This is a genomic window from Clostridium omnivorum (assembly GCF_026012015.1).
GTDB lineage: Bacteria > Bacillota > Clostridia > Clostridiales > Clostridiaceae > Clostridium_AX > Clostridium_AX omnivorum.
Genome location: NZ_BRXR01000001.1, coordinates 2,766,727 through 2,789,399, shown reverse-complemented (window position 1 = coordinate 2,789,399; position 22,673 = coordinate 2,766,727). Strand labels below are relative to the sequence as shown.

Here is a 22,673-nt window from a genome sequence, read left to right as displayed (position 1 = left end):
CAATCAATTGCTAGTTCTTATTTTCTTTTATCACTTTCAAAAACATATGTTCATCTAATAATATTGTTTCTATTCCATGTGATTTACAAGCCTATTTAAATTATCCATAAACACTATCATTAAAATTACCAATAATAATCAACGAATTTTTGATTGCTATCATTGACAAAGTTTCTTTTTAACCCGTTTTCAGCTCTAGAATTATATCATAAACTAAAATTGTTATCTCTATTTAGATTATCTTCTATTTATTTATCATTAATGTAGCAGTCTCTGCTGTAATATTTAAAATACTTAAGGCTTAAATTTTTTCCACAGTATGAACATGTTAACTCAAGTGCTTTCCGATATGTTTTGTCCCACAATCTCATACATTCCATACAGCAGTATTTTCTCTTTCTACTTGTAGCATTCTGCTTATTTCTTTGCCCAATTGTAGACAAAGTACATATATGAATTCTTCCTTCACTAACATCTTTTACTACATAGCTAACCCTTTACCAAAAACATATAGTCCAGGTCTCTTACAATATCCTCTCACAGAATCACGTGATAGCTGATTTCTTTTCTTTATTCTTCTTCATACTTCTCTAGCTTTCTTTAAAATATTCTTTATATCCATATATCCTAATACATTATGAATTATATCTTTTTCAAGTTTATAACCAAAGCTCTGACAGTTTTCATCGACTTTATGAATAAGATCTTCAATCATTTTTAAGATTTTTCTATTATCCTCCTTGGAAGTTACACTAACAAAACACTGTTGAAAAGTTTCATCAGGAAGTGCATATGATTTATTATGCGGTTGAAACTTAACATTAATCATTTGTCCGTTTGTTAACAACCTAACGTAACCAATACTTTTATTAGCTCCATTATTTTTCTTAGTTACTTTGTAAACAGGTATTTCAAATATTAATACTGTTTTTAACTCAAGTGGTTTTAAGATACTTTCTTTTAGTTCATCATCACATATAATCCCAGCTTTAATTTTTATAGTCTTTATAAATTTCTCTTTTAACTCTGATTTATATTCTTTTGAATATATCCACTTATCACCATATACTTTTTTAAAATCAATTAACATGTTATATAGCATATCTTTACCAACAAGAGATTTATATTTATCATACTCTTTTTTATCATCAAATGCATTCTCTAATTCAGTTTCTCCATTTTGTTCAATATACTTGAAAGCTTTATTGATATTTTCAATAAATGCTGAAAAACTTGGCATTACCATATTAACCGTAACTTTCTTTTCTTTTATTCGTTTACTACCATTATCTAACTCAGTATCTTCTTCTCCCTCAAGTCTTAACTCTATTTTATTTAATTCCATGAATGGTGTTCCTTGAATATTACTAGTTCCTAAGTTTATTCCATATTCTTTAACTATATTTTTAGCAGAACCAACTCGATAGCTTAATAATGCATACATTTTCTCTTTACCCTTTAACATTTTTCCTCTTTGGTATGGCGGCAACTCCTCTTCTGGTATTTCATATGAATCTATTTGACATTCACACTGAATCAAATCTTCACAAAATTCTAAATCCAACTTGTATTTTTTGCTTTTATCAAGTTCTTGAACAATATCTTTTAATTTTTCACGAATTTTATTATCTAATTCTTTATCAACCAGACTGGTATCTTCAATAATTATTTTCATTTCTATTCCTACCCTTACGTTTCTAATTCTTGCGAGAACTCTAAAATTTCTTTGTAAACTTCTGATTTACTATAGATTTTTTCAACATAGTCACAATAATTTAAAAGCAGCGTTCTTTCATTGTCACTTACACCTGACACAGAACGCAACTCATTGATATACATTAAAACTCTATTAGTATATTCCCATTTATCCATATGCGTTTTTATCTTTTCTTGCATTTTCTGTTTCTTTACCAATTCTTCTTTTTCTAAACGGGTTCGTTCTTCACGTATCTTGTCTTCTTCACATTGTCTAATTTGTTTTTCTCTCAGTTCTTGCTGCTTTGCTATTTCTTGATCTATAATAATCTTTTTGGATATTGCATCATCCCTTAATTTCCAAAACAAATCTGCTAATTCACTTTCCACAACATGTGAGTTATTAATATCTATAGTCTGTAATGATTCCCATTTATCATTTTTATCTTCAGCAAAAACTTCAAAGTACAAATCACCATTATACTCCGACTCGTATAAAGGACTCATTTCTCTATTTTCTGTCTTTATCCTATTTCTTAACTTGACTTGCTTTTCATATAAGTTACATTTATATCTACTCTCTAACAATGTAAACATCGTATTATCATTATCTTCTGTTTTATCAACATATACTCTGCCGCCAATTTTAGAGATGTTATTTATAAAAGCATTCATAAATTTATAAGCTTTAGCTCTTGTCTTTTCTGAGGTATTTATGCTCATTACAACTGTTTTTCTTTCATTTTGGTAGGGATTAATTTCTCTCTCCATACTCCACCTTACCTCGAAAGGCAGATTTTCCAAATACCTATTCTTACTGATATTCTTTCTGTTATCCATCTCACGATTATGATCTTCAATTATATTACAATAATTCTGATCATCTAAAGCTAGATTAATCTTTTTAACCCATGAACGAAATTCTATTTCATCATATATATCTATTTCACTGCTTTTCACCAATACTACCACCTTTTTCAAAACAAAAGCCTGCACGGTATAATGTATCTATTAGTTCTTCAAGTTTCTCTTCTTTATCAATTTTCTCCGGAATTAAATATCTTACTTTGCTATCTTGTACAATGGTCGCTAACCCTTGCATAAAAGTTGAAACTGTTTGATAATCATAAACGCTCATGTATGCATGCTTACCATCTTCATCAAATATTCCTCTATAATTACTCCATGAATCAATTTTATTAAGATGAATTGCCACAATAAAACTTCTTATAGAAGATAAAGCATTAATTGTCTCATTCATTTTTTCCTTCAAAATATTTTTTCTATTACTGTCATTAAAATCCACAGATAATTTCAATCTTAGGCTTAATTGTTTGGAGGTATTATATAACTTCAAAATGTCATCTATAGATGAAAATAAAAACTCTTTTCCTTTACTTCCTTTTATATTTCCATTTATTATAGCTATTTTAGTCTTGATAAATCCAAGTAAGCCTTTCTCAAATGCTTGATAACTTTCAAAGAAATTTTCCTTACTATATCCTGCTGCTTTATATGGAGATTGAAATTCTACAAGATCTGGTGCTCCGTATCGCTTAAAACTATTTTGTAAATTACCAATTAAAGATTCTAAAGCCTTTTTATCTTTCCATACTTCATCATTACTTTTTACATAAGATATCCTTAATACATAGTTTTTACCTGGGTCTTTTTCAATTACTCCATTAATTGTTTCAATATATTTACCTGCAGTTACTATTTCAGACGGATAATTAATATAAGAAATCTGAACTGGTATAAATACACGCTTTCTTTTTGATAACCTTACTCTATTTGAATCAATAGAAAGTTGAACATATTCCGGCCAATAATCTAAATCTTTTATATAATCATTTAGCCAACAGTACATTATCAGCATTTCAAGCTCACCCTTATGATCCTTAATAAAATCTCTATGCTCATTTCTGGCATAAATATCATCAATATCAAATGGATTTTCTTGATACCTATAGTCATAATTATTTATATGATAAAAGGTATCAGTATCTCTATCATATTCTGTAACTACATAAGTTTTATAGTAATGATATGCAATCTCACCTGAATAATTCAATAAATCGACATGATACTTTCTAAATACAGCCTTTACCCAATCTACTAATGCATTATCAAGCTCCTTCATTTCAGAAATACTTGGACATTCATTCTCAATTTGTTTATATTCTCGTGCCATTACGGATAACTTGTGAAATAACATTTCATTCATTTGAACATTTAGCTTTTTTTCAATAACATATTCAGCAACATTGTTATAATCTTCTTCTTTGTAAAATAACTCACTATCTTTAATATCTTCATAAGCTTTAGCAACATATTTATCCAATCGTATTTTATTATCAAAATAATATAAAATTATATAATCATGTGTTTCTGGATATTTTTTTTGTATATCATCCTTAAACTTGTCTACTGTTTGCTGAGTTTTTACTCTTTCATAATCGTAATCCTCTAAACTTAAATAATTATTAAAATAATCAGTTACATACTTAATAATACTTGCCATATTCTCCGAATGTTTCTTAAAGTCGAATTCATCAATTTTATTTTCCTTTTTTCTTTTAGTAATATACTCCTCTACCTTAAGCATTTCCTAAAGCACCGCTTCCCTTTACAATAAAATACATTATAATATTTAGATTATAGCCACCATCCTCTCCTTTCTATTCAAAAAATAAAAGAAGACTGATTATGATAAGAAATCAGTCTTCTTTTATTTTATTATTCAATTAAAGCTTATATTTCAGTCCCATCAAGCATGCTTGCAATAATATTTTCTCTTCAAATGCAGTTATTCTTTATAATGAGAATAATAATATTTTATCAATAATCTCTATTCTTCAATACTTTTAATTAGTTTTTCTGCAAGTTCACAATATTCTTTACTTATCTCAAAGCCAATAAATGCTCTATTCATTTTATTACACATTCTAGCGACTGTTCCACTCCCCATAAAAGGATCTAGAACTACATCACCTTCAACAGACCATGTTATTAAATGGTCTTCAACCAATTTATCAGGAAATATAGCTTGATGTTTATGCGCTAACAAGACCTTAGTACAATTTTTACCTACAGTGTAATACCATATGTTTCCCTTAATTTTCATTTCTTTAACATTTCCAGCTGTATTAAGTTTTTTCAGTTGACCATTTTTATTATGTCTATAAGTTCCTGTTCTCTCTTGACCGTTAAATTTACATGGAATAAGTATAGGATTAAAACATTTAGGTTTTCCTTTTGCAAAAACAAACATATACTCAAACTCTTGTTCATATCTTCTGTGATTCTTAGGTGTGGGGTTAAATTTTGCAAAAATCATTGTATCCCACAATTTAAACCCTATTTCTTTAAAATATAAAGCCTGTCTAAATGATTCTCCCGATTCTGATCCATTTGAAGTCTTATCAGCAACAACCCATATTATTACTGCTCCATCTTTTAAGCACCTTAATAATTCATTAGCAACATCTTTAAAATAATTAAAATTAAAAACATACCCATTGTAATCTCTCAAGTTTTCATATGGTGGTGAAGTAATAACCAAATCAATTGAACAATCCTCCATTTTCTTCAAACCGCTTAAACAATCCGTATTGTTAATCTTAATTTGATTCATTGATTATCATCCATTAAAAATACTATACACTTATTCATATTCTTGGATAATAATATAAAATACTTTTCTGGTTATAATAAATAAAATATTGTTTAGCGAGGTATCAAAAACTTTGGAAAAGCATAAAGAATTAAAAAAAACTTTGATAGATTATACTATTGTTACAAGCTTTGATTATATAAGGACTTTTGATGAAAATAATTTTACTGATTTTTCATTTAATAAAGTATCCACCATCGTTAATAATGAAAGTAAATATCTATTAGTTGGATTATCTAGAATAGATGGAAACCCTTTTGTTCTTTATAATCCTAAACTTGATTTCATACATGATGAACTTTATCAAAATATGGTATATACCAATAAAGTTAAAGGTTATAACAAAGAAAGAAATAGGGTTTTGGGTTATTATGAAGGAGATGGAATTGTTAGATTTGGTAATAAATATCCGGAAACAATAAAAATTCAATTTGAACTTGCTACAGTAGATGAAATAATAAGAAAAAACTATTACATTAGTAATTTACCTAATAAAACACGACATGAAATAATTCAAAGTTATATACTAAACTTAGGCGAAAGCTTAGGCTACAAAGTAAATATAGCTATAAATGATAAGAAGAAATTGAAAAGACTTAATACAAACTTGCTTATTGCCAAAACTCCTCAGCCTGCTGATTTAGTAACTATATCATCAAATAAAGTGATAGATAGAATTGATGTAATATGGTATGAAAACATCATCCCAGTCGCTGCATTTGAAATAGAATTTTCTAATAACTATGCTGATGCATTTAGAAGATTACATAAATTAAACGAATATAGTATTACCTTGAATCCACATTTATACAATATAATTTGTAGTTATGACCAAAAATATTACGAGATTTATAATTATTGCAAAGAAAATTATTCTTTCATAAAATCACTCTTTCCCAAGTTAAATTTATACTTTTTACCGCTGTCAAAGTTAGATGATTCACTTAAGCTAAAAGACGTACTAGGCTTTGGAAAAGAAAAAGATATATGTAGAAATCACTTTTTCAGTATTAAATCTCTTACTCCTTTAATAGCAAATTTTCATTTATTTCATTATCAATAAAAAATAGACGACCAAAGTGCAATTAACGCCTTAGTCGCCTATTTTAATAAAACTTATTCAATTACAACTTGTATCTCCGTCCCATCAAGCAAACATATAATTGTATTTTTCCATTCAAATACAGTCATCTTTTCTATTTACTTTAAAAACAAATTCACATCAAATTATTTTGTTACTTCTGCATTTTCAATAATTTTTATATGCTGCTTTGGTATTTACCATACTAAAACATTCTCACTCTTAAGTCTGTCTTTCCATTTCTCTATAAAGAAATCCTTATTTTAAATAATGGTATTGAAGGTATTTATGAAAGTCTTGTACAAATCTTATCATCAGTGTGTTTATTCTTGCAGCCTTTTTCACCTTTTATTTTATACCTATTGCTACGCATCCAAACTTTTCTTTTAGAATTTTCATATGTGAATGCCGTGTCTTTCTTCCAAATATACTACCATAACTTTCACATATAACTCTTTCTGCTAAAGGATTATCTGATGCTGCATAGTCTAATTTAAATATACCATAAGTTTCAGTAAATACACTCCTTCTCTCTATCTCAAGTTGAACAACTTCCCACTATTTATAGATGATTAAATAAAGGTCCTAGTCCGTAGCATATGTTGTTTGATACAATTCTGATTTTCTGTATCTAAATTTACTACTCCTCCTTCTTTATGACATCTCCAAAGTATGATTCTGAAATTCTATTCAGTTGTGCGGCAATGTCATTGAAAGCAATATTCAAGTCCAGCGTTTTGACACTGATTTTGTTCCCACTCATATTAAAATCACAGTCTGGCGTAATAGTTTCTTCCGTTTTGGCATAGAGCAACATACCAGCCACATTACCCGTATTACTTACATCTTGATTTTTAACGTATGTAAAAATCTGATACAGATTATTGGAGTGAAGCGTTTTGCTATCATACTGAACCTGCATGGTGTGCGCATAATACTTTGTATCGATGATAAGGATTTTATCTCCATACCGCAGTGTGATATCTGTCTGCATAATAGGCAGGAAATCAATTACACCATCGTCAAGATTCCATGCCACCTGTGAAGCTGTTGCCCGCAGGTCAGGATGATGATACCGGTAATACTCCAATACAAACTTCTCATACAGGCGCGACATATGTTGCTCATCCAGGAATGTAGCCATTTTAAACTCACCTTTTTCCGTGGACATTAACAGTCCGTCAAGGACAAAATAACAAATATTAAGCAACATTTTATAGCTCTGATTGTTTCTCTGGTACTGCAGCATATTCCATTTGATGCAAGCCGGTTCAATCATGTCCACCCCCTCAAAGAACAGCATAACCTTTTTCAGTGCAGTCCTACGTTCAGCACTCACTGTGGATTGCCGTAATAGGATAATGGCTGTAGTCTTCAGAATCTGATTGAACACGTTGTTTTCCGACAGTTCATCATATTCACAGGAAAGTTTTTGCTTTCGCTGCAGCTTATTATTGATTGTCCCATGGATATCCAGTTTTCCGCGTAACACTGAAAGGTTATCGCATCTAGAAATGTATTCCTGGTATAGGCCCTGCTTCAGCTGCTGAGCAATTCCTTTAGCTAGGATGGCTGCAAACAGGTCTTGAATATTCTCAAACTCTTCTGACTCTACTTCATCGTAGTTTGATTGTTTCAGCACTTGAAAAGCATATGTGAGCATGTAATAAACATTCTTAATAAGTATTCCCTTATCATTAGTCATTGAAAACACCACGCAGTATGTTTTGCCAACGCTGCAGCTTAGCTGGTTCATCGAACCAATACTCGCTCAGCATTGGAAGAATATCATATTCAACAACTTCCATCATCCATTCATCTGTGCATTCTTTCTGACCACAGAAATAGCTGTGGCCAATGCAGAATCCTTTACCAAGAGAACTGTCAGCAGCAATTTCCTTATTCAATTCTTTAATGCGCTCTATCAGAGTATTGAACGTATCATTGTCAAATGCCGCTTCATATGCTTTGAAACCGCCAGAATTGAATCCCGGTTCCATTTCGAAGAAACTAAAACGTCGACGTAGAGCATAGTCAATCATAGCAAGGCTGCGATCAGCGGTGTTCATCATGCCGATGATGTATAAGTTCTTTGGAACAGTAAATGGCATCCCGTTATAGGCAAGCGTTGCCTTTGTTCCACGATAGTCTCTTTCAATCAGCATGAGCAGCTCACCAAAAATTTTACTCATGTTACCGCGATTGATTTCATCTATGATAAAGAAAAATGGTTTGCTCGGCATGTTCGCTGCCTTCTGGCAGAAACGATAGAAAGTACCGTTTTGCAATTCAAATCCTTCGCCCTGCGGTTTATAACCCATTACGAAGTCTTCATAGGAATAGTTTTGGTGAAACTGGATAAATTCGATGCGGCTATCGTCTTTCTCCTTTATCATTGCATAGGCCAGACGCCTTGCCGCAAAGGTCTTACCAACACCAGGAGCGCCCTGCAAAATCAGATTCTGTTTATTCTTTAACAAAGAAACAAGTGTATCAAAACGTTCGCCGGTCATATAGACTTCTTCTAAAAATCTTTCTTTGGAGTAGGCTTCGACAGTTTCTTTCTGTGCAACCGGATTCTCCTCACGGATTAAATCCATGATAAAATCATATTCACCTTTGGTTAGCTTAAAAAGACTACCTTGCGGATTGGTGAAGTATTCCATGCGCTCCAGCTCAGGGCAGCTCTTTAGTGTTAAGTAATCAATCGGTGTTGCAAGTCCGTCTACTTTTTCAAAATAGAGATTCTCACCGTCATTTTCTTTCGTTACTTTCGCAATAGCCACAACCTGTTTTACCGGATAAGATTCATATCCGATAATAAAATCATCGGCCTTAGCATCCAAGAAGTTCTGGAAGATACGGCGTTTGTTGCCATTATCGTTGTAAAGAGTATAACTTTGTGTTTCACCGATACCAATATCGGAGAAGCTCCAGATTTTCGGGTTGGCGTTCAACCACCAGTAACCGTGTTTATCAGTACTATTGCTCAGCAACGAATCTAATGTCATATCAAAATACGGTCTCAAAATCAATTCTTCAAATAAATGCTTATCCGACTCACCAATTATGATGCATGTAGAGTTATCATTTGGTGTCCACCATTTTTGAGTATTCTTATAAGGATAAATATCCTTTGATTTGGCAACGACATTATATTTCCGCTGATACCATCCATCTTCCTTTTCAGGATTCAGCACAACTTCATCCGTTGTAATCTGGCCCAGAAGCCTGATGCTGTTTCCATAACAGAGGTAGAAATAATCGCCTTTTTTCATGGAAAGCATAAAACTCTCACCTTGGCTCACTTTGGAAGTTGCTTTGGCTTTTGTATCCTTATGGACTACAATAACATGGTTTTCTTCAAAAATCTTTGCCTCGGCATCTGAAATGCAATCCGTGCCGTGACTGATTTTCCAGATGGCAGGTGTTTCATTGGCATACAACGGAATTTCTGATAAGTTAATTTGATCCAGTGCTTCATTCAATTCATCACGTAACTTCCAAATATAGCCGCATTCTGTGCTTTTGTCTGCATGCCTTCCAATATATAGAATCGGCCACCATTCTGAGTTATCTGTATCTTTGGTCATAACAGGGCATCTAGTTACCTCAGCAACTCGTCTTGCTAGAGAGGATGACCCGGCATTATAGAAATTCGCCGTCTCTCCGTACTTAATAGAAAGCTGTGTGCATGTAGCCATACCACCATAGTCTTTTATACGTTTCATGATTTCAAGACTATTAGTCGTGAACACAGTTTCATCCATAAGAAGGGAAATCCACTCTTCGGTCGTAATATTGGGGCTATAATCCTTTGGGAACCACTCTGTGGTATCATCTGTAGACTTTTTTGAATAAAATCGGCTGATATAGAACCCCACATCAATTGCCAATGTTTTCAGTTCTTTGTCCGGGTAGCAGCTGTCTGTCAGCACAGACTGTAGTAACTGAACCAATTCTTCATCTACAGCCAGCTGCTCACAGATTTCATTGTACAGCTTAAATCCACCCACAAGATTAACAGAAGATGCACCCTTTTTCGGAACGAAATCACTGCCCAGTTCCTTTGCCACAGCACGACACTCTGAGTATTTGTATATATAGTATTTGTCCGGATAACGGAGCCATAGGTATGTGCTGATGGAATTTGGATTCTGATAATGTTGTTTCCAAGTGCCATCATCATATTTTGTCCGCACTGTTTCCGCATCAGACTGAAATTTTTCAACTCGTTCTACAAAATCCTTCGTTTCATCAAAAAGATTTATAAACATGGCTCTGGTTGACTCTGGATCTGCTGATGCAAATCCCTGAATCATGACTCTTGGGAAGTTGTTCATGGAGGCAAGCAGATTATATGTTTTATCTGTTGCCTTAGTAAACATCTCAGCAAAATTACGAGCATTGATGTCCCAATGATCTTGGAAGTGTTTCACGGCTTCCCATTTATATCGTTCGTTTTCCCATTGCTGAGATACAAAATCTTTCTTATAAGTACCAAGAACATCCTTGAGCTTTTTGGTATTTATCATTTAGCAGTACCTCCTCTTTCAAATTTTAATATTCCACAAACTCTATTTATCCTCTGGCCATATCCATCTAGCTGCATCCATTTATTTTTCCACCCACTTGTCCCTCATTTCCTGCTATTTATCTAACCTACTCTCATTGAAAAAACATCTAATTCGTTCTGTCGTAAGAGCGAAATATCTAACCTGCTATGTCATCAGAGTAACACATCTAATCTGCTAACTCAACTATAAACTTGAATATACTGGGTATGTTTCCAAGGAATAATAAAAAAAGGGGGTTTCAATCTTCGGCTTCTTGCACACCAAGTCTCACCCCCCTTATTTACAGGCTTTTCATCTCTTCTACTTCTCCACCCTTGTTATCAATACTACGCACTCCACGAGTAGTATTGATAACATATATTTATAAAAAATATCCGTTACTTATTATACGATTCACTATAGCTAACCGCATATAGTTATGTCCTAACAAGTTACATTTGCTATACTTCTTAAATACAATTAATAAATATGACGTTTCCTTTCCTCATATCTTCACAGTTTATCTATTTTATCTAAAATGTACCACTTAATTGCCTCTATAACTTCAAATAATGTCCCTTGTCTATTAAATAGAATTCTTAGTACATTTATAAATTATTAGGTACTACCCTATTTTCTTTTATGGTCTTATAATAATTCCAAGCATAAATGTATAGCACTAATCAAGCCTAGCCTGCTTCATTACTTCATCAAATGCTTTTTTCGCTTTTAAATTTCCCTTACCTATTTCTTCTTCAAATATATTTTTTATAAGATTATATTCTGTTGCTCCTCCCCTTAATAATATCCTGACTAAATTTTCAATCCCGTACCTATACCCCAATATAGCCTTTCTTACTTTATCTCTGTAGTAATCATCATTTCTCCTAAACTCATTATAACTTTTTTTCTGATAATGTTTGTTGTTGTACACATTTCTACTATATCCAATTTCACCCCATGCATCAGACCTATCATTCTCTTGTTTCTCATTACTAGTTTCTTTTGGCTGTCGTTCTATTCTTTGCATTTCTTCCTTGTGCTTTCTTTCTAGCTTTTCATTAATCCTTTTTTCTTCTTCCTCCGTCTGCCTTTTAATACACTCTAATTCTTCAAACTTTCTTTTCTTTTCATCCAAATATGACTGAATAAACTCATTTCTTGCTCTATCAAATTCTCTATTATAATCACAATCTATTGTCCCATCAGGCATTATATTAATAGAATTTATAGCATAGGCTCTGAAAAATATTCTATCCATTATAATCTCATTAATTTCTTCATCTATAGCAATCATCTTTGATGCTATTATCAATTCTTTTCTTTCTACATCAAGAATAAGCAATTTATTATTATTACTATTAATAAAAAGCCTATGTTGAAATACAAATTCATATTCCCTTAATATATTCTCAAATTCTTCTCTTTTTCCAGCAGCAATCCACAAATTATTAATTTGATTTTCTTGGTAGAAATTATTCTTATCTTCCCAATATACTACACTATTCAATTCCCTTTGAAATTCAATAGCAAGTTCTTTTCCATCACTAAATCTAAAGTATAAATCCGCCCACCTACCATTATCAAATCTATATCTCATTTCTGCATAAATATCTTTATAGTTATTAATCATTAGCTGCATTAGAATTTTCTTACCCATTATATGTTCCTCTGTTTCTCTTGAGTAAGAGCAACCCCCGCCCAGTGAATTATTTTTGTGTGCAAAATGTGGTATTTTTACTTTTCCAAACTTAAATACTACATCTAGACCACAGTCTTCGCATTCTAGCTCACCTTGTTCGCTTGCTTTTCTAAGCTTCTTTTCATATTCAATATCAATAATTTCCTTTTCGTTAATAACTTTAAATGCATATACTATTTTTCCATTTAACCTACATTTCTGCATAGTTTCTCCCCCAATTTATCCCTGATATTACAATTATCTCATTTGCTTCGTGTAAATAAAAGTATTAAGCCTATTAAATTCAGTGTTATCATAACTTTTAGAACTTCTCTCTAAGAATAATATATATGATAATTTCTTTAAGTAATCCTTATAAAAATTTCTCAGCCAAAGCCTCCATGAATCAATTACCCTAAAAATATAGGTACTCGTTTTTTTATGCATAAGCTTTATATGAGAACGAATGTTCTTTGGACATCCTTTCTCATAGCTTTTATCATGCACTTTCTCTTTAACTTTTTGATAACTTGACTTGTTAATACTACAAGCTAAGTAGGAACTGTAAAAGTCCCTTAATTAGTCATTCCTTTTTTCCGATAAAATAGAAATAAGAGGCACAAATACGGAGGTACGGAGTATTTTATTTTAAGAACTTTGGGTGTCTTTTGGACAAGTATAGAAGCGTATGCATACCATGCATAATATTACATATATTTCTATTAGGAAAATAAAGGTTTTTGCATAGAAAATCCTTTCATTCTCAAGGTTTTCACATGGTAACTACTCTCATTATCAATAATCTGGCTTTTTAATACTAGAATCGTAAATTTAATACTTAGTAATAATAAATGGATTGTCCTTCTGAAGACATGCCCTTTACATTTAATACTTAGTGTGATAAATATACCCTTTTTTATTAATAAGGTAAAATTTATTTCAAATTCAAGTAAGACATAAGAAATCTCTAAGGATTTCTAACAACTTGTCCAAAGCCCATTTTAAGACCTTCAAAGGATACTTGTCCATTATTATTTACGTATAACTGTGGTAACAAGAATCACTCTATTCATTGTTGGACATACTTTTTCATGTCTTCTTACATTCACTTTTACATATACTTTTTAATAACTTAAAGGCCTGGATCCTTGTATTTATCATATTTATATTCTCCTTCAGAAGCTCGTAGAGTATTGCAAATCCTCACTTGTTTAGACAAGCTTTACCTAAGCTCCACTACCTATATAGTTGTCCATAATAACTCCCATTGAAACGTAATTGCTTAGATAATGGTCTATTTTAAAAGGTCAAGCTTCTCAGCTTGGTGGATTTTTTCAAAAGACTCTACTGGAGGAATTATATATTAAGACTGAAACATAATCATATGGTAACCCTTTTTTCTATTTCCCATAAAAAAGTATATCCCATGCAATTTAACTTCTACATAGTTATTATTTTTCACATAGAACTTATAAAAAACATAGTAAAATATACTTCATCCATCATTTCTTATTACCGAATTCCTGACCTGAATCAGCAAGTAATACCCAAAGCGTGCCTATACAATTGAAGAAATGCGCTTTAACACCTGTATTGTTTTTTTATTTTAGAAAATTAGCATTCTTCTCAAATCTAAAATAATAATATAGTTAAGACTAATAACAGCATTTAGTTAGCTTATGACCACTTGTCACTATAAAAATATTTTATACTGTTAATAAACAATTTTTTTAATTAAATTTTTCTTCCTTTATGCTAAAATATATATAAATTTACATATAAGGAGTGAAAACATGAGTTGGGAAGAAATTAGAGCCTTATACCCCAATCAGTGGGTAAAATTACACATAATTGGATACCATGTGGAAGGTGATTATCTTTTTATTGATAAAATGAGTGTAATTCAAGCAATCTCAAGTGCTAAAGACGCTACTCATGAACTGGCTAATTGTAAAGGTAATAATATTATATATCATACAAGCCATCATACTATTAAAACAAAAAAGATAAAAAACTTAGGTATATTTAGAAGCATTCCAAATTGAAACACTCCATGCTATCTTTAGCTATGCAAAAAGAGCACTTTTTCTTAACCGGTTCACAGTGAACCTTATATGGTTTATCTTAAATTCTTAAAACTAAGTAAATCTATATAACATTCTTAATTTTAGGTAAGCTAAAATAGATTTATTTATTGTTCACCTTCTAGATATATTCTTTCAAACTTATTGATGTGTTTTTATGATACAGCACCACACACTTTAGAACACACTAATATTTAAATTTACATCTTTAACAGGTTTTTACTTGCTATTATTTTCATCACACAATCACCATTTTCCAAATGACCTATATCGTCTATAAAGCGGTCTCTTTATTGGCAGGCTCTACATAAATATTTTCCTTATTTATTTCTGGAAGCTCATCATAGATTTTGTCTAAGTATTCCTCGTTTGTCACTACGTATATATTTTCTTTACTTACTAAAGGCTTAATCCTATCTACTGTATTTCGCAAAAAACTCTTGTCATTAATAACCTTTAGAAATTGTTTTGGATTCTTTTCTCTAGATAGTGGATAAAGCCTAACTCCTTTTCCTCCTGCTAAAATTAGAGCGTATAACAACTAAACTCACTCCAAATAGTGATTCAATTTATCATATGACAAATTTGATAAAAGTGTGAAAGCTGGATAATGGCCCTCTAATTCTATTATTTTAATGTAAGCAGTAGCTTTAAAATACTTAATAATTAAATATGTTTGCTTATAAGTAAAAAAACTCCACTTATTATTAGCAGCACCCCAATTCCTTTATTAGCATAATTCTTTTTTCCTTCAGTTAGCCATTTTCGAAGTGCACTTGCGCCACCGACAAATAGTGCCATCCACAAAAAGCTTCCTATATAGATTCCCAGGACCATTAATGCATTATTAAACCTTGTATGAAGATAGCCTGCACTGAAGGTACTAGTAATTATGAACAGTGAAATTACTGTTGCAGGGTTTATAACAGCAAATGAGAAGGTAGATAAAAGTATCTTAATTTTTGAGTCAGACTCAATTAAAAACACCTTTTTCTTCTCATGGGTAAATAACATAGTTATACCTAAAATAATTGCTATAATACCGCATACGGTTTGTATAATATGATGTTCTCTAACTAAAAAGCGAGAAATGGAGCTTACTCCATATATTACTACAGCTCCTAAGGTGGCATCTGCAACAGTGCCTCCAATCCCAGCCATAAGTCCATAGCGAATACCTTTTTTCAATGTAACCCTCATATATATTGCGCCAATAGGCCCAAATGGCATACCTATGAATAAACCTATTATAAATCCATGAATCAGCTCAAACATAATACCCTCTCCTAGTTTTTATTTAAAACTAGTTTGCCTCAAAGTCATAAAAATTATAAAATCCCTAGCATATTTTAATCTTCTATGCTAGGGACTTATCTTTTAATATTTTTTATACCTTAAACTTTCTAACTAAGTTATTAAGCTTATGTGCCATTTCTGCCTGTTCATTGATTTGTACTACAGCTTCTTCTACAAAGGAAGCTGTTTCACTTATGCTTGCTTGAATCTCTTCTGAGCTTGCAGCTGCTTCCTCTGCTGTTGCAGATACGCTTTGAATTGCCCTTCCAACCTCTTCTATTGAACCAAGCATCAAATTTGATGAATTAGCAACTCCCGCTAAAACTTCATTTATCTGCACTGCATCCTTCTCGTACTGCTCGCCAGTTTCTACAAGAAGTTGATAATCAGGTTTAACTTTATTATCTATAAAGCCTAATACATCTAGAGTATTCTTTGACAAGTTATCAAAAGCATTCTGAACCTTACCTAGTACTCCTTGTATATTTGATACAGTTTCAGAGGATTGTTCTGCAAGTTTTTTTACCTCATCAGCAACTACAGCAAAGCCCCTTCCTTGCTCACCAGCTCTAGCAGCTTCAATAGCTGCATTCAAAGCTAAAAGATTTGTTTGCTCTGCTATAGCCCCTATAGCCTCAGCCATTGCCTTTATCTCTCCAACTATTTTTCCTTCATCAATTGCTCTTAATATATGCCCCTGCTTTTCATCGTACAGAGTATTAGCTTCTTCCATTGAAGCCACACCTTTACCTTTTATTATATTTGCACGTTTCTTTATTTCCTTAGATGATTCACTTGCACCAGCAGCTTTTCTCGAAAGCTCGTTTGTTGTTGACTCTATTTCCTGCGTTGATGCATTTACTTCCTCAGTAGTAGCACTCAAGTCCTCTGAACCTCTGGCTATTTGAACTGTAGCTTCACTAATATATCTTATTTTTTCAGAAACATCAGTCATAGTGCCAGATGCTTGTTCTGAGTGTGCAGCTACTTGCTCTGTAGTAGTATTTATTTCAGAAATTAGTATTTGAAGACTTTCTAGCATTTTATTAAAGGACTTTGCAATTTGCCCAATTTCATCCTTACTATTAAGCTCTAATCTGGAGGTTAAGTCACCTTCGTTATTTGAAAGTTCAGCAAGTCTATCCGAAATTTTTCCCAAGTTTGATATTTTCTTAGTTAATACAACAAATGTGTAAATAATTAACAATGTTAAAACTGCTATTAATGCTATTGTAACATATATTGAAATGTATAAATTTAAAGTTGCCTTATCAGTTTCTTTTTCTGCTCTTGCATTCATCTTATTTTGAAAATCTTTTATATTAGCATCTATATTAGCTTTATTAGCATCATAATTGCTATCAAACATAGACTTTCTAGCTTTATCAAAATTACCAGCTTTAGCATCTCCCATAGCTTGATCTTCTGTTGTTACCATACCATCAGAATTGGCTTTTGCCTGCTCAATAAGGGCTAATTCACCTTCTGGTGCATTAAGTTCTTTGAGCCTTTTTACAACTTTATCTCTCGTTTTAGTTTCATTAAGCTCTTTCGTATAATTATCATAATGTACTTGGTCTCCAAATTGTACATAAGCTCTTGCCTCATTGGTTAAGTAATTGGTTGAGTTTTCTAAATCTATTCCCAACTGCTTAAACTCAGCTTGTCTACTTACTGCGGTCTTTTCACTTTGAAAGGAGTAAGTAAGAAAAATGATGCTTGCTGCAGTCATAAAAATTATTAGTAAAAATAACCCGCCTATAAGGTTTAAAAATTTGGATATTTTCATATAAAAACACACTCCCCCTCTATATAATAAAAAACTAAATTTCATTACCATCCACTTATAATTTTCGGTGCTATTCTCATTAACTTTATGCTTATTCGGAAAAATCTGAAAATTTCACAAAGACATACAATTTGATAAATATAAAAATCTATTGACAATTGTAATAAAAAAAGAGTATAACTAATATTGTTTGTAAAATCAATAATATCCAACATGCTCCAGTATATGAACCGCTTTATAGGTTTAAAATATAATTATCTCACTATAAAGGAGTGCTATTATGAAGACTTTTCAAACTCTTATAAATGAGACCCTTGCTGCAGAGAATCTAGAAGAACTAGAAGCTGCTGCAGATCTTTTTCAATTTGGTATTGAAAAAGGCTACTATACTAAAAGACAATCTGATGAGTTTAATACAACCTACTGGAAGGTAAAGAATAAGTGCCTTGCTTTTGAGCTTTCAGAAGAAATTAAAGGAAACACACTTGACCTAATTACAATAGTTACAAATGCACCAAATGAGATCAAAGATAACAAACGCGAACTTCTAGATTACGTTAATGGCCGTTTAAAAGCTCTTAAAGGTAAAATTAAAGGTATCAAATAGTTTTTAAAAAACCGCTTTTTAAGCGGCTTTTTTTATTCTTCTTCTAAAACTGATGTACAATGTGGACATCTAGTTGCTTCTATAGGTATTTTTGTGTAGCAATACTTACATGTCTTTTCAGTCTCTACTGCTTCTTCTTTTTTCTTGAAGCGTTCAAACTGCTTTACAACAAGGAATATAGTAAAAGCAACTATTAAAAAGTCCAATATGTTATTTAGAAATAATCCATAATTTATAGTTGGCGCTCCTGCTGCCTTTGCCTGTGCTAATGAAGCATAGTGTTTTGAACTAAGGTTTATGTATAGCTCGCTAAAATCTACATTTCCCAGCAAAAGACCTATAGGCGGCATAATTATGTCATTTACCAAAGAAGTAACTATTTTTCCAAAAGCTGCTCCAATAATTACGCCCACAGCTAAATCAATTACGTTGCCCTTAAGTGCAAACTTTTTGAAATCCTTCCACATAGCTATCCATCCTTTCATTGGCTTATTCCCTCATTATATATTAACTTGTTTTTTACTGCAATATGCTTTTCCTTTTTAAATTGTTTACATTTAAAGCTTTTTTAAAAAATTTGATTGAAATCACATTTTATATTGACCATAATCACAGCTATATTATTACGCAATAATTATAATCAAATTATAGTTAATAATTAAAAAACATGTGAGAAGTTATTAGGGCTTTTACACATCAATTATGGGAGGTTAATAAGGATGGATAGAGTTGAAAAATTAGCTGAAATGCTTCAAAAATTAAACAGTGGTGATGTAACACCGGAGCTTAGACAACAGGTACTTGAAATGGTTAAGAATATTAATCCTCTTGAGCTATCTTTAGCTGAACAAAAACTTATAGAAACTGGAACTAAGCCTGAGGATTTAAGACATCTTTGCGATATTCATATGGAAGTTTTAAAGGATGAACTAGAGATGCTTAGAATTAAGCTATCACCTGATCATGTGTTAACAACCTTAATAAAGGAACATGATGAAATACTTAAGAGGCTGACATTATTAGATGATATTAATATAAAAATACAAAAGATGGATACCTATAATAAAACTGCACAGGAATTTTCAATGCTTCTGAATACAATAGAAGAAATTATAGGTGCAGAGCCTCATCATAAGAGAGAAGAAGATGTGCTTTTCCCTGAGCTTGAATCTAGAAAGGTTACAGGCCCAACTAGAATAATGAGAATGGAGCATGATATGCTTAGAGAAAAGAAACATCTCATTAGAGGACTAGCACTAAATGTATCTGAAATGGACTTTCAGGAATTTAAAAATCAGCTAGATGAAGCTGTTAAATATTTAGTTTTTAATTTAAGAGATCATATCTATAAAGAAAATCATATTTTATACCCTTCCTCTATTGATACACTTAACGATGATAACTTATGGGTTGAAATGAAAAGGGCCTGCGATAAAATAGGCTACTGCAGCTTTACACCAGGTAAATAGTAGCATAAAAACACAGCTTAATGCTATACTTTAAGCTGTGTTTTTTATAGATTGCACATATATAATTGGGGGGTGTGCCAAAACTTCATTAAAGTTATTTGACACACTTTTATAATATTATTTCTTTTGTAAATATTTTCTTATATCAAAGGCAACTGCACCGATTATAATTACACCTTTGATAACTTGTTGCCAATATGGTGATACTCCAAGTATAACTAGACCATTATTTAATACTTCGAATATAAGAACACCAGTTATAATTCCAGATACTCTACCAATACCACCTGTTGTGGATACTCCACCTATAGTTGCTGCTGCTATAGCATCAAGCTCATACATTAAACCATAGTTGTTAGTAGCTCCACCTGTTCTTGCTGCAAGTAGTGCACCTGCAAGTCCATAACAAGCTCCTGCAAGAGCATAAACCTTTAATAATGTCTTTTCAACATTTACACCTGAAACTTCAGCTGCGTTTGGATTTCCACCTATAGCATATATATATTTTCCAAAACGTGTTTTGTTATATATAAACCACATAACTAATGCAACTGCACCTGCTATTAGTATTAAGTTAGGAATAGATAACAATGAGCCAGTTGCTACATTTGTAAAATCATTTCTTAGTCCACCTATAGGCTGAGCGTTTGTATATATACAAGCAATACCATATACAATAACCATCATACCTAAAGTTGCTATGAATGGTGGAACTTTTAAATAAGCTACTACCAAACCATTAACCAGTCCAATTATTGCTCCAATAAGTACAACAAATATAATTACTGCAAATACTGGAATGTGTGGTAAATTACCAAATAGTTTATATGCATAATCTGGTCTTTGAAGTAAACTAGCTGCTATACAAGCTGTAAGTCCTACTGAACGACCTGCTGAAAGGTCAGTTCCACGAGTTATAAGTGTTCCACCTACCCCTAGAGCTATGATAGCGCGAACAGAAGCTATAATAAGTACGTTTTTAAGGTTTACAACTGATAAAAAGCTGCTATCCAATAAGCCCATTACTAATAGTAATGCTAAAAGTACTAGATAAATTGTATACTTACTTCCAAATTCTCTTATATTAAACTTTTGTTTTTTATTTGTCATTTCTGCCATGTTTAGAAGACCCCCTTCTACTCTTTATAGCACATAAAGTCTAATGGCTTTATGTCCCTATTTATGCGAATTTAGTCGCATACTTCATAATTACTTCCTGAGTTGCATCTTTTCCGTCTACTATTCCACTAAGCTTTCCAGCACACATAACCATAATTCTATCAGACATTCCTAAAAGTTCAGACATTTCTGAGGATATCATTATGATGCTTTTACCTTTCTTTGCAAGGTCAGCAATAATTGAATAAATTTCATACTTCGCTCCTACGTCTATACCACGAGTAGGTTCATCAAGTATCAATATATCTGGATCAGTTAAAAGCCATCTTGAGAAAATAACCTTTTGTTGATTTCCTCCAGAAAGATTTTGTATCTGGGTTTTTGCTGATGGTGTCTTTGTACGAAGCACCTTAATGCTCTCATCTACATCCTTAAAGCCTTTTTTCTGATCTAATACAAATTTATATTTTACATAATTATCGAGGCTTGCAACTAAAGTGTTATCTTCTACTGATAAAACCTGGAAAATACCTGTGGCTCTTCTTTCTTCAGTAAGAAGGGCAATACCATGTTTTTTTGCTTCGATTGGACTTTTGATTTTAACTTCTTTTCCATTTAAAATTACTTTTCCACTTGCTACTTGCCTAAGTCCAAAGATTGCTTCTACTAGCTCAGTACGTTGAGCACCAACTAGTCCACCTATTCCAAGTATTTCTCCTTTTTTAAGCTCAAAGGTTACATCTCTAAAGGATTTTGGATTTGGTGAAGTATAGTTTTCAACTCTCATAATTACATCGGAAGGTACATTTTCCCTAGGTGGGAAAAGATTTTCAAGGTCACGCCCAACCATTTTTGATATAATCATATCTGTAGTAAGAGTTGATGAATCCCATGTTCCAACATATTTTCCATCTCTCATAATGCTTACTTCATCTGAGATTTCAAGTATTTCTTCCATCTTATGAGATATATATATAATAGCTACGCCTTGTTCTCTAAGTTTACGTATTATTCTAAATAAGTGAGCTACTTCTGTTTCTGTAAGCGAAGATGTAGGCTCATCCATTACAATTACTTTTGATTTATATGAAACTGCTTTGGCAATTTCAATAGCTTGAACCTTGGATACTGACAGCTTTGATACTTGTGTTTCTGGCTTCAAATCCATCTGAAGCTCATCCATAAGTGCCTTAGTATCATTGTACATTTTCTTATGGTCAATTACTTTTAATCCAGCATAATTTTTAACTGGGAATCTGCCCAGCCATACATTTTCCATTACATTTCTATATGGAACTGACTGAAGTTCCTGATGTATCATTGATATTCCACTTTCAAGTGCATCTTTAGCATTTTTAAATTGTACTTTATTACCCTCTATTATAACTTCACCTGAGTCTGGGGTATAAATACCAAAAAGGCATTTCATAAGAGTTGACTTTCCCGCTCCATTTTCGCCCATAAGTGCATGTACTGTACCTGGACGAACTTTCAATGTGACATCATCAAGAGCCTTTACTCCGGGAAAGCTTTTAGAAATGTTTTTCATTTCCAAAATATATTCCTGTGCCATAAGTTACACCTCTTTCAGTAACATTGCAGTTTCCTGCCAATGTCTAA

The 22,673-nt window shown here is 32.1% G+C and carries 16 protein-coding genes and 1 pseudogene; 4 read left to right on the top strand and 13 right to left on the bottom strand.

Annotation, left to right across the window (positions count from 1 at the left end):
* Window positions 1–580: 580 nt before the first annotated feature.
* The 4 genes from bsdE14_RS13150 to bsdE14_RS13135 form a co-directional block, all read right to left on the bottom strand.
* Window positions 581–1,675 (bottom strand): hypothetical protein, encoded by a 1,095-nt coding sequence (locus tag bsdE14_RS13150; protein ID WP_264850410.1) that lies wholly within the window; start codon window positions 1,673–1,675, stop codon window positions 581–583.
* Window positions 1,676–1,689: 14 nt separating this feature from the next.
* Complete coding sequence (locus bsdE14_RS13145; protein WP_264850409.1) at window positions 1,690–2,655, bottom strand: hypothetical protein; 966 nt, start codon at window positions 2,653–2,655, stop codon at window positions 1,690–1,692.
* On the bottom strand, window positions 2,642–4,303 hold the full coding sequence (locus bsdE14_RS13140; RefSeq protein ID WP_264850408.1) for a hypothetical protein: 1,662 nt from the start codon (window positions 4,301–4,303) through the stop codon (window positions 2,642–2,644). The genes bsdE14_RS13145 and bsdE14_RS13140 overlap by 14 nt, the downstream gene beginning before the upstream one ends.
* A gap of 243 nt (window positions 4,304–4,546) precedes the next feature.
* Window positions 4,547–5,332 (bottom strand): DNA-methyltransferase, encoded by a 786-nt coding sequence (locus bsdE14_RS13135; protein ID WP_264850407.1) that lies wholly within the window; start codon window positions 5,330–5,332, stop codon window positions 4,547–4,549.
* Window positions 5,333–5,444: 112 nt separating this feature from the next.
* On the opposite strand from bsdE14_RS13135, the gene bsdE14_RS13130 reads away from it, so the two are divergent.
* Complete coding sequence (locus tag bsdE14_RS13130; RefSeq protein ID WP_264850406.1) at window positions 5,445–6,434, top strand: type II restriction enzyme NmeDI-related protein; 990 nt, start codon at window positions 5,445–5,447, stop codon at window positions 6,432–6,434.
* Between the two features lie 658 nt (window positions 6,435–7,092).
* Here bsdE14_RS13130 and mcrC read toward each other — a convergent pair.
* The 3 genes from mcrC to bsdE14_RS13115 all read right to left on the bottom strand — a co-directional run bounded on the left by mcrC (window position 7,093) and on the right by bsdE14_RS13115 (window position 12,914).
* On the bottom strand, window positions 7,093–8,157 hold the full coding sequence (mcrC, locus tag bsdE14_RS13125) for a 5-methylcytosine-specific restriction endonuclease system specificity protein McrC (protein ID WP_264850405.1): 1,065 nt from the start codon (window positions 8,155–8,157) through the stop codon (window positions 7,093–7,095).
* Window positions 8,150–10,987, bottom strand: coding sequence for an AAA family ATPase (locus bsdE14_RS13120; protein ID WP_264850404.1), 2,838 nt, complete (start codon window positions 10,985–10,987; stop codon window positions 8,150–8,152). The genes mcrC and bsdE14_RS13120 overlap by 8 nt, the downstream gene beginning before the upstream one ends.
* 700 nt (window positions 10,988–11,687) lie before the next feature.
* Entirely contained in the window at window positions 11,688–12,914 is a 1,227-nt protein-coding gene (locus bsdE14_RS13115; RefSeq protein ID WP_264850403.1) for a competence protein CoiA family protein, read from the bottom strand.
* Between the two features lie 1,568 nt (window positions 12,915–14,482).
* Between bsdE14_RS13115 and bsdE14_RS13110 the strand changes: the two genes are divergently transcribed.
* Complete coding sequence (locus bsdE14_RS13110) at window positions 14,483–14,734, top strand: hypothetical protein (RefSeq protein ID WP_264850402.1); 252 nt, start codon at window positions 14,483–14,485, stop codon at window positions 14,732–14,734.
* A 319-nt stretch (window positions 14,735–15,053) separates the two neighbouring features.
* Here bsdE14_RS13110 and bsdE14_RS13105 read toward each other — a convergent pair.
* The 3 genes and pseudogenes from bsdE14_RS13105 to bsdE14_RS13095 form a co-directional block, all read right to left on the bottom strand.
* Window positions 15,054–15,314, bottom strand: a pseudogene (locus bsdE14_RS13105) (sugar phosphate nucleotidyltransferase); the annotation flags it as partial.
* 125 nt (window positions 15,315–15,439) lie between these two features.
* Window positions 15,440–16,048 carry a LysE family translocator gene (locus tag bsdE14_RS13100; RefSeq protein WP_264850401.1) on the bottom strand — a complete coding sequence of 203 codons (609 nt, stop codon included), beginning with the start codon at window positions 16,046–16,048 and terminating at the stop codon, window positions 15,440–15,442.
* A 112-nt stretch (window positions 16,049–16,160) separates the two neighbouring features.
* The gene (locus tag bsdE14_RS13095; protein ID WP_264850400.1) at window positions 16,161–17,858 is read right to left on the bottom strand and encodes a methyl-accepting chemotaxis protein; all 1,698 of its coding nucleotides are present in this window, start codon (window positions 17,856–17,858) and stop codon (window positions 16,161–16,163) included.
* Window positions 17,859–18,138: 280 nt separating this feature from the next.
* Here bsdE14_RS13095 and bsdE14_RS13090 point away from each other — a divergent pair, with 280 nt between their 5' ends.
* On the top strand, window positions 18,139–18,465 hold the full coding sequence (locus bsdE14_RS13090; RefSeq protein WP_264850399.1) for a hypothetical protein: 327 nt from the start codon (window positions 18,139–18,141) through the stop codon (window positions 18,463–18,465).
* Between the two features lie 32 nt (window positions 18,466–18,497).
* On the opposite strand, the gene mscL is transcribed toward bsdE14_RS13090, so the two are convergent.
* Complete coding sequence (gene mscL, locus bsdE14_RS13085) at window positions 18,498–18,932, bottom strand: large-conductance mechanosensitive channel protein MscL (protein WP_264852268.1); 435 nt, start codon at window positions 18,930–18,932, stop codon at window positions 18,498–18,500.
* A gap of 252 nt (window positions 18,933–19,184) precedes the next feature.
* On the opposite strand from mscL, the gene bsdE14_RS13080 reads away from it, so the two are divergent.
* Window positions 19,185–19,934, top strand: coding sequence for a DUF438 domain-containing protein (locus bsdE14_RS13080; RefSeq protein ID WP_264850398.1), 750 nt, complete (start codon window positions 19,185–19,187; stop codon window positions 19,932–19,934).
* Between the two features lie 117 nt (window positions 19,935–20,051).
* On the opposite strand, the gene mglC is transcribed toward bsdE14_RS13080, so the two are convergent.
* Window positions 20,052–21,053, bottom strand: coding sequence for a galactose/methyl galactoside ABC transporter permease MglC (gene mglC, locus bsdE14_RS13075; protein ID WP_264850397.1), 1,002 nt, complete (start codon window positions 21,051–21,053; stop codon window positions 20,052–20,054).
* A 61-nt stretch (window positions 21,054–21,114) separates the two neighbouring features.
* Window positions 21,115–22,626 carry a sugar ABC transporter ATP-binding protein gene (locus bsdE14_RS13070; protein ID WP_264850396.1) on the bottom strand — a complete coding sequence of 504 codons (1,512 nt, stop codon included), beginning with the start codon at window positions 22,624–22,626 and terminating at the stop codon, window positions 21,115–21,117.
* Window positions 22,627–22,673 lie beyond the last annotated feature (47 nt).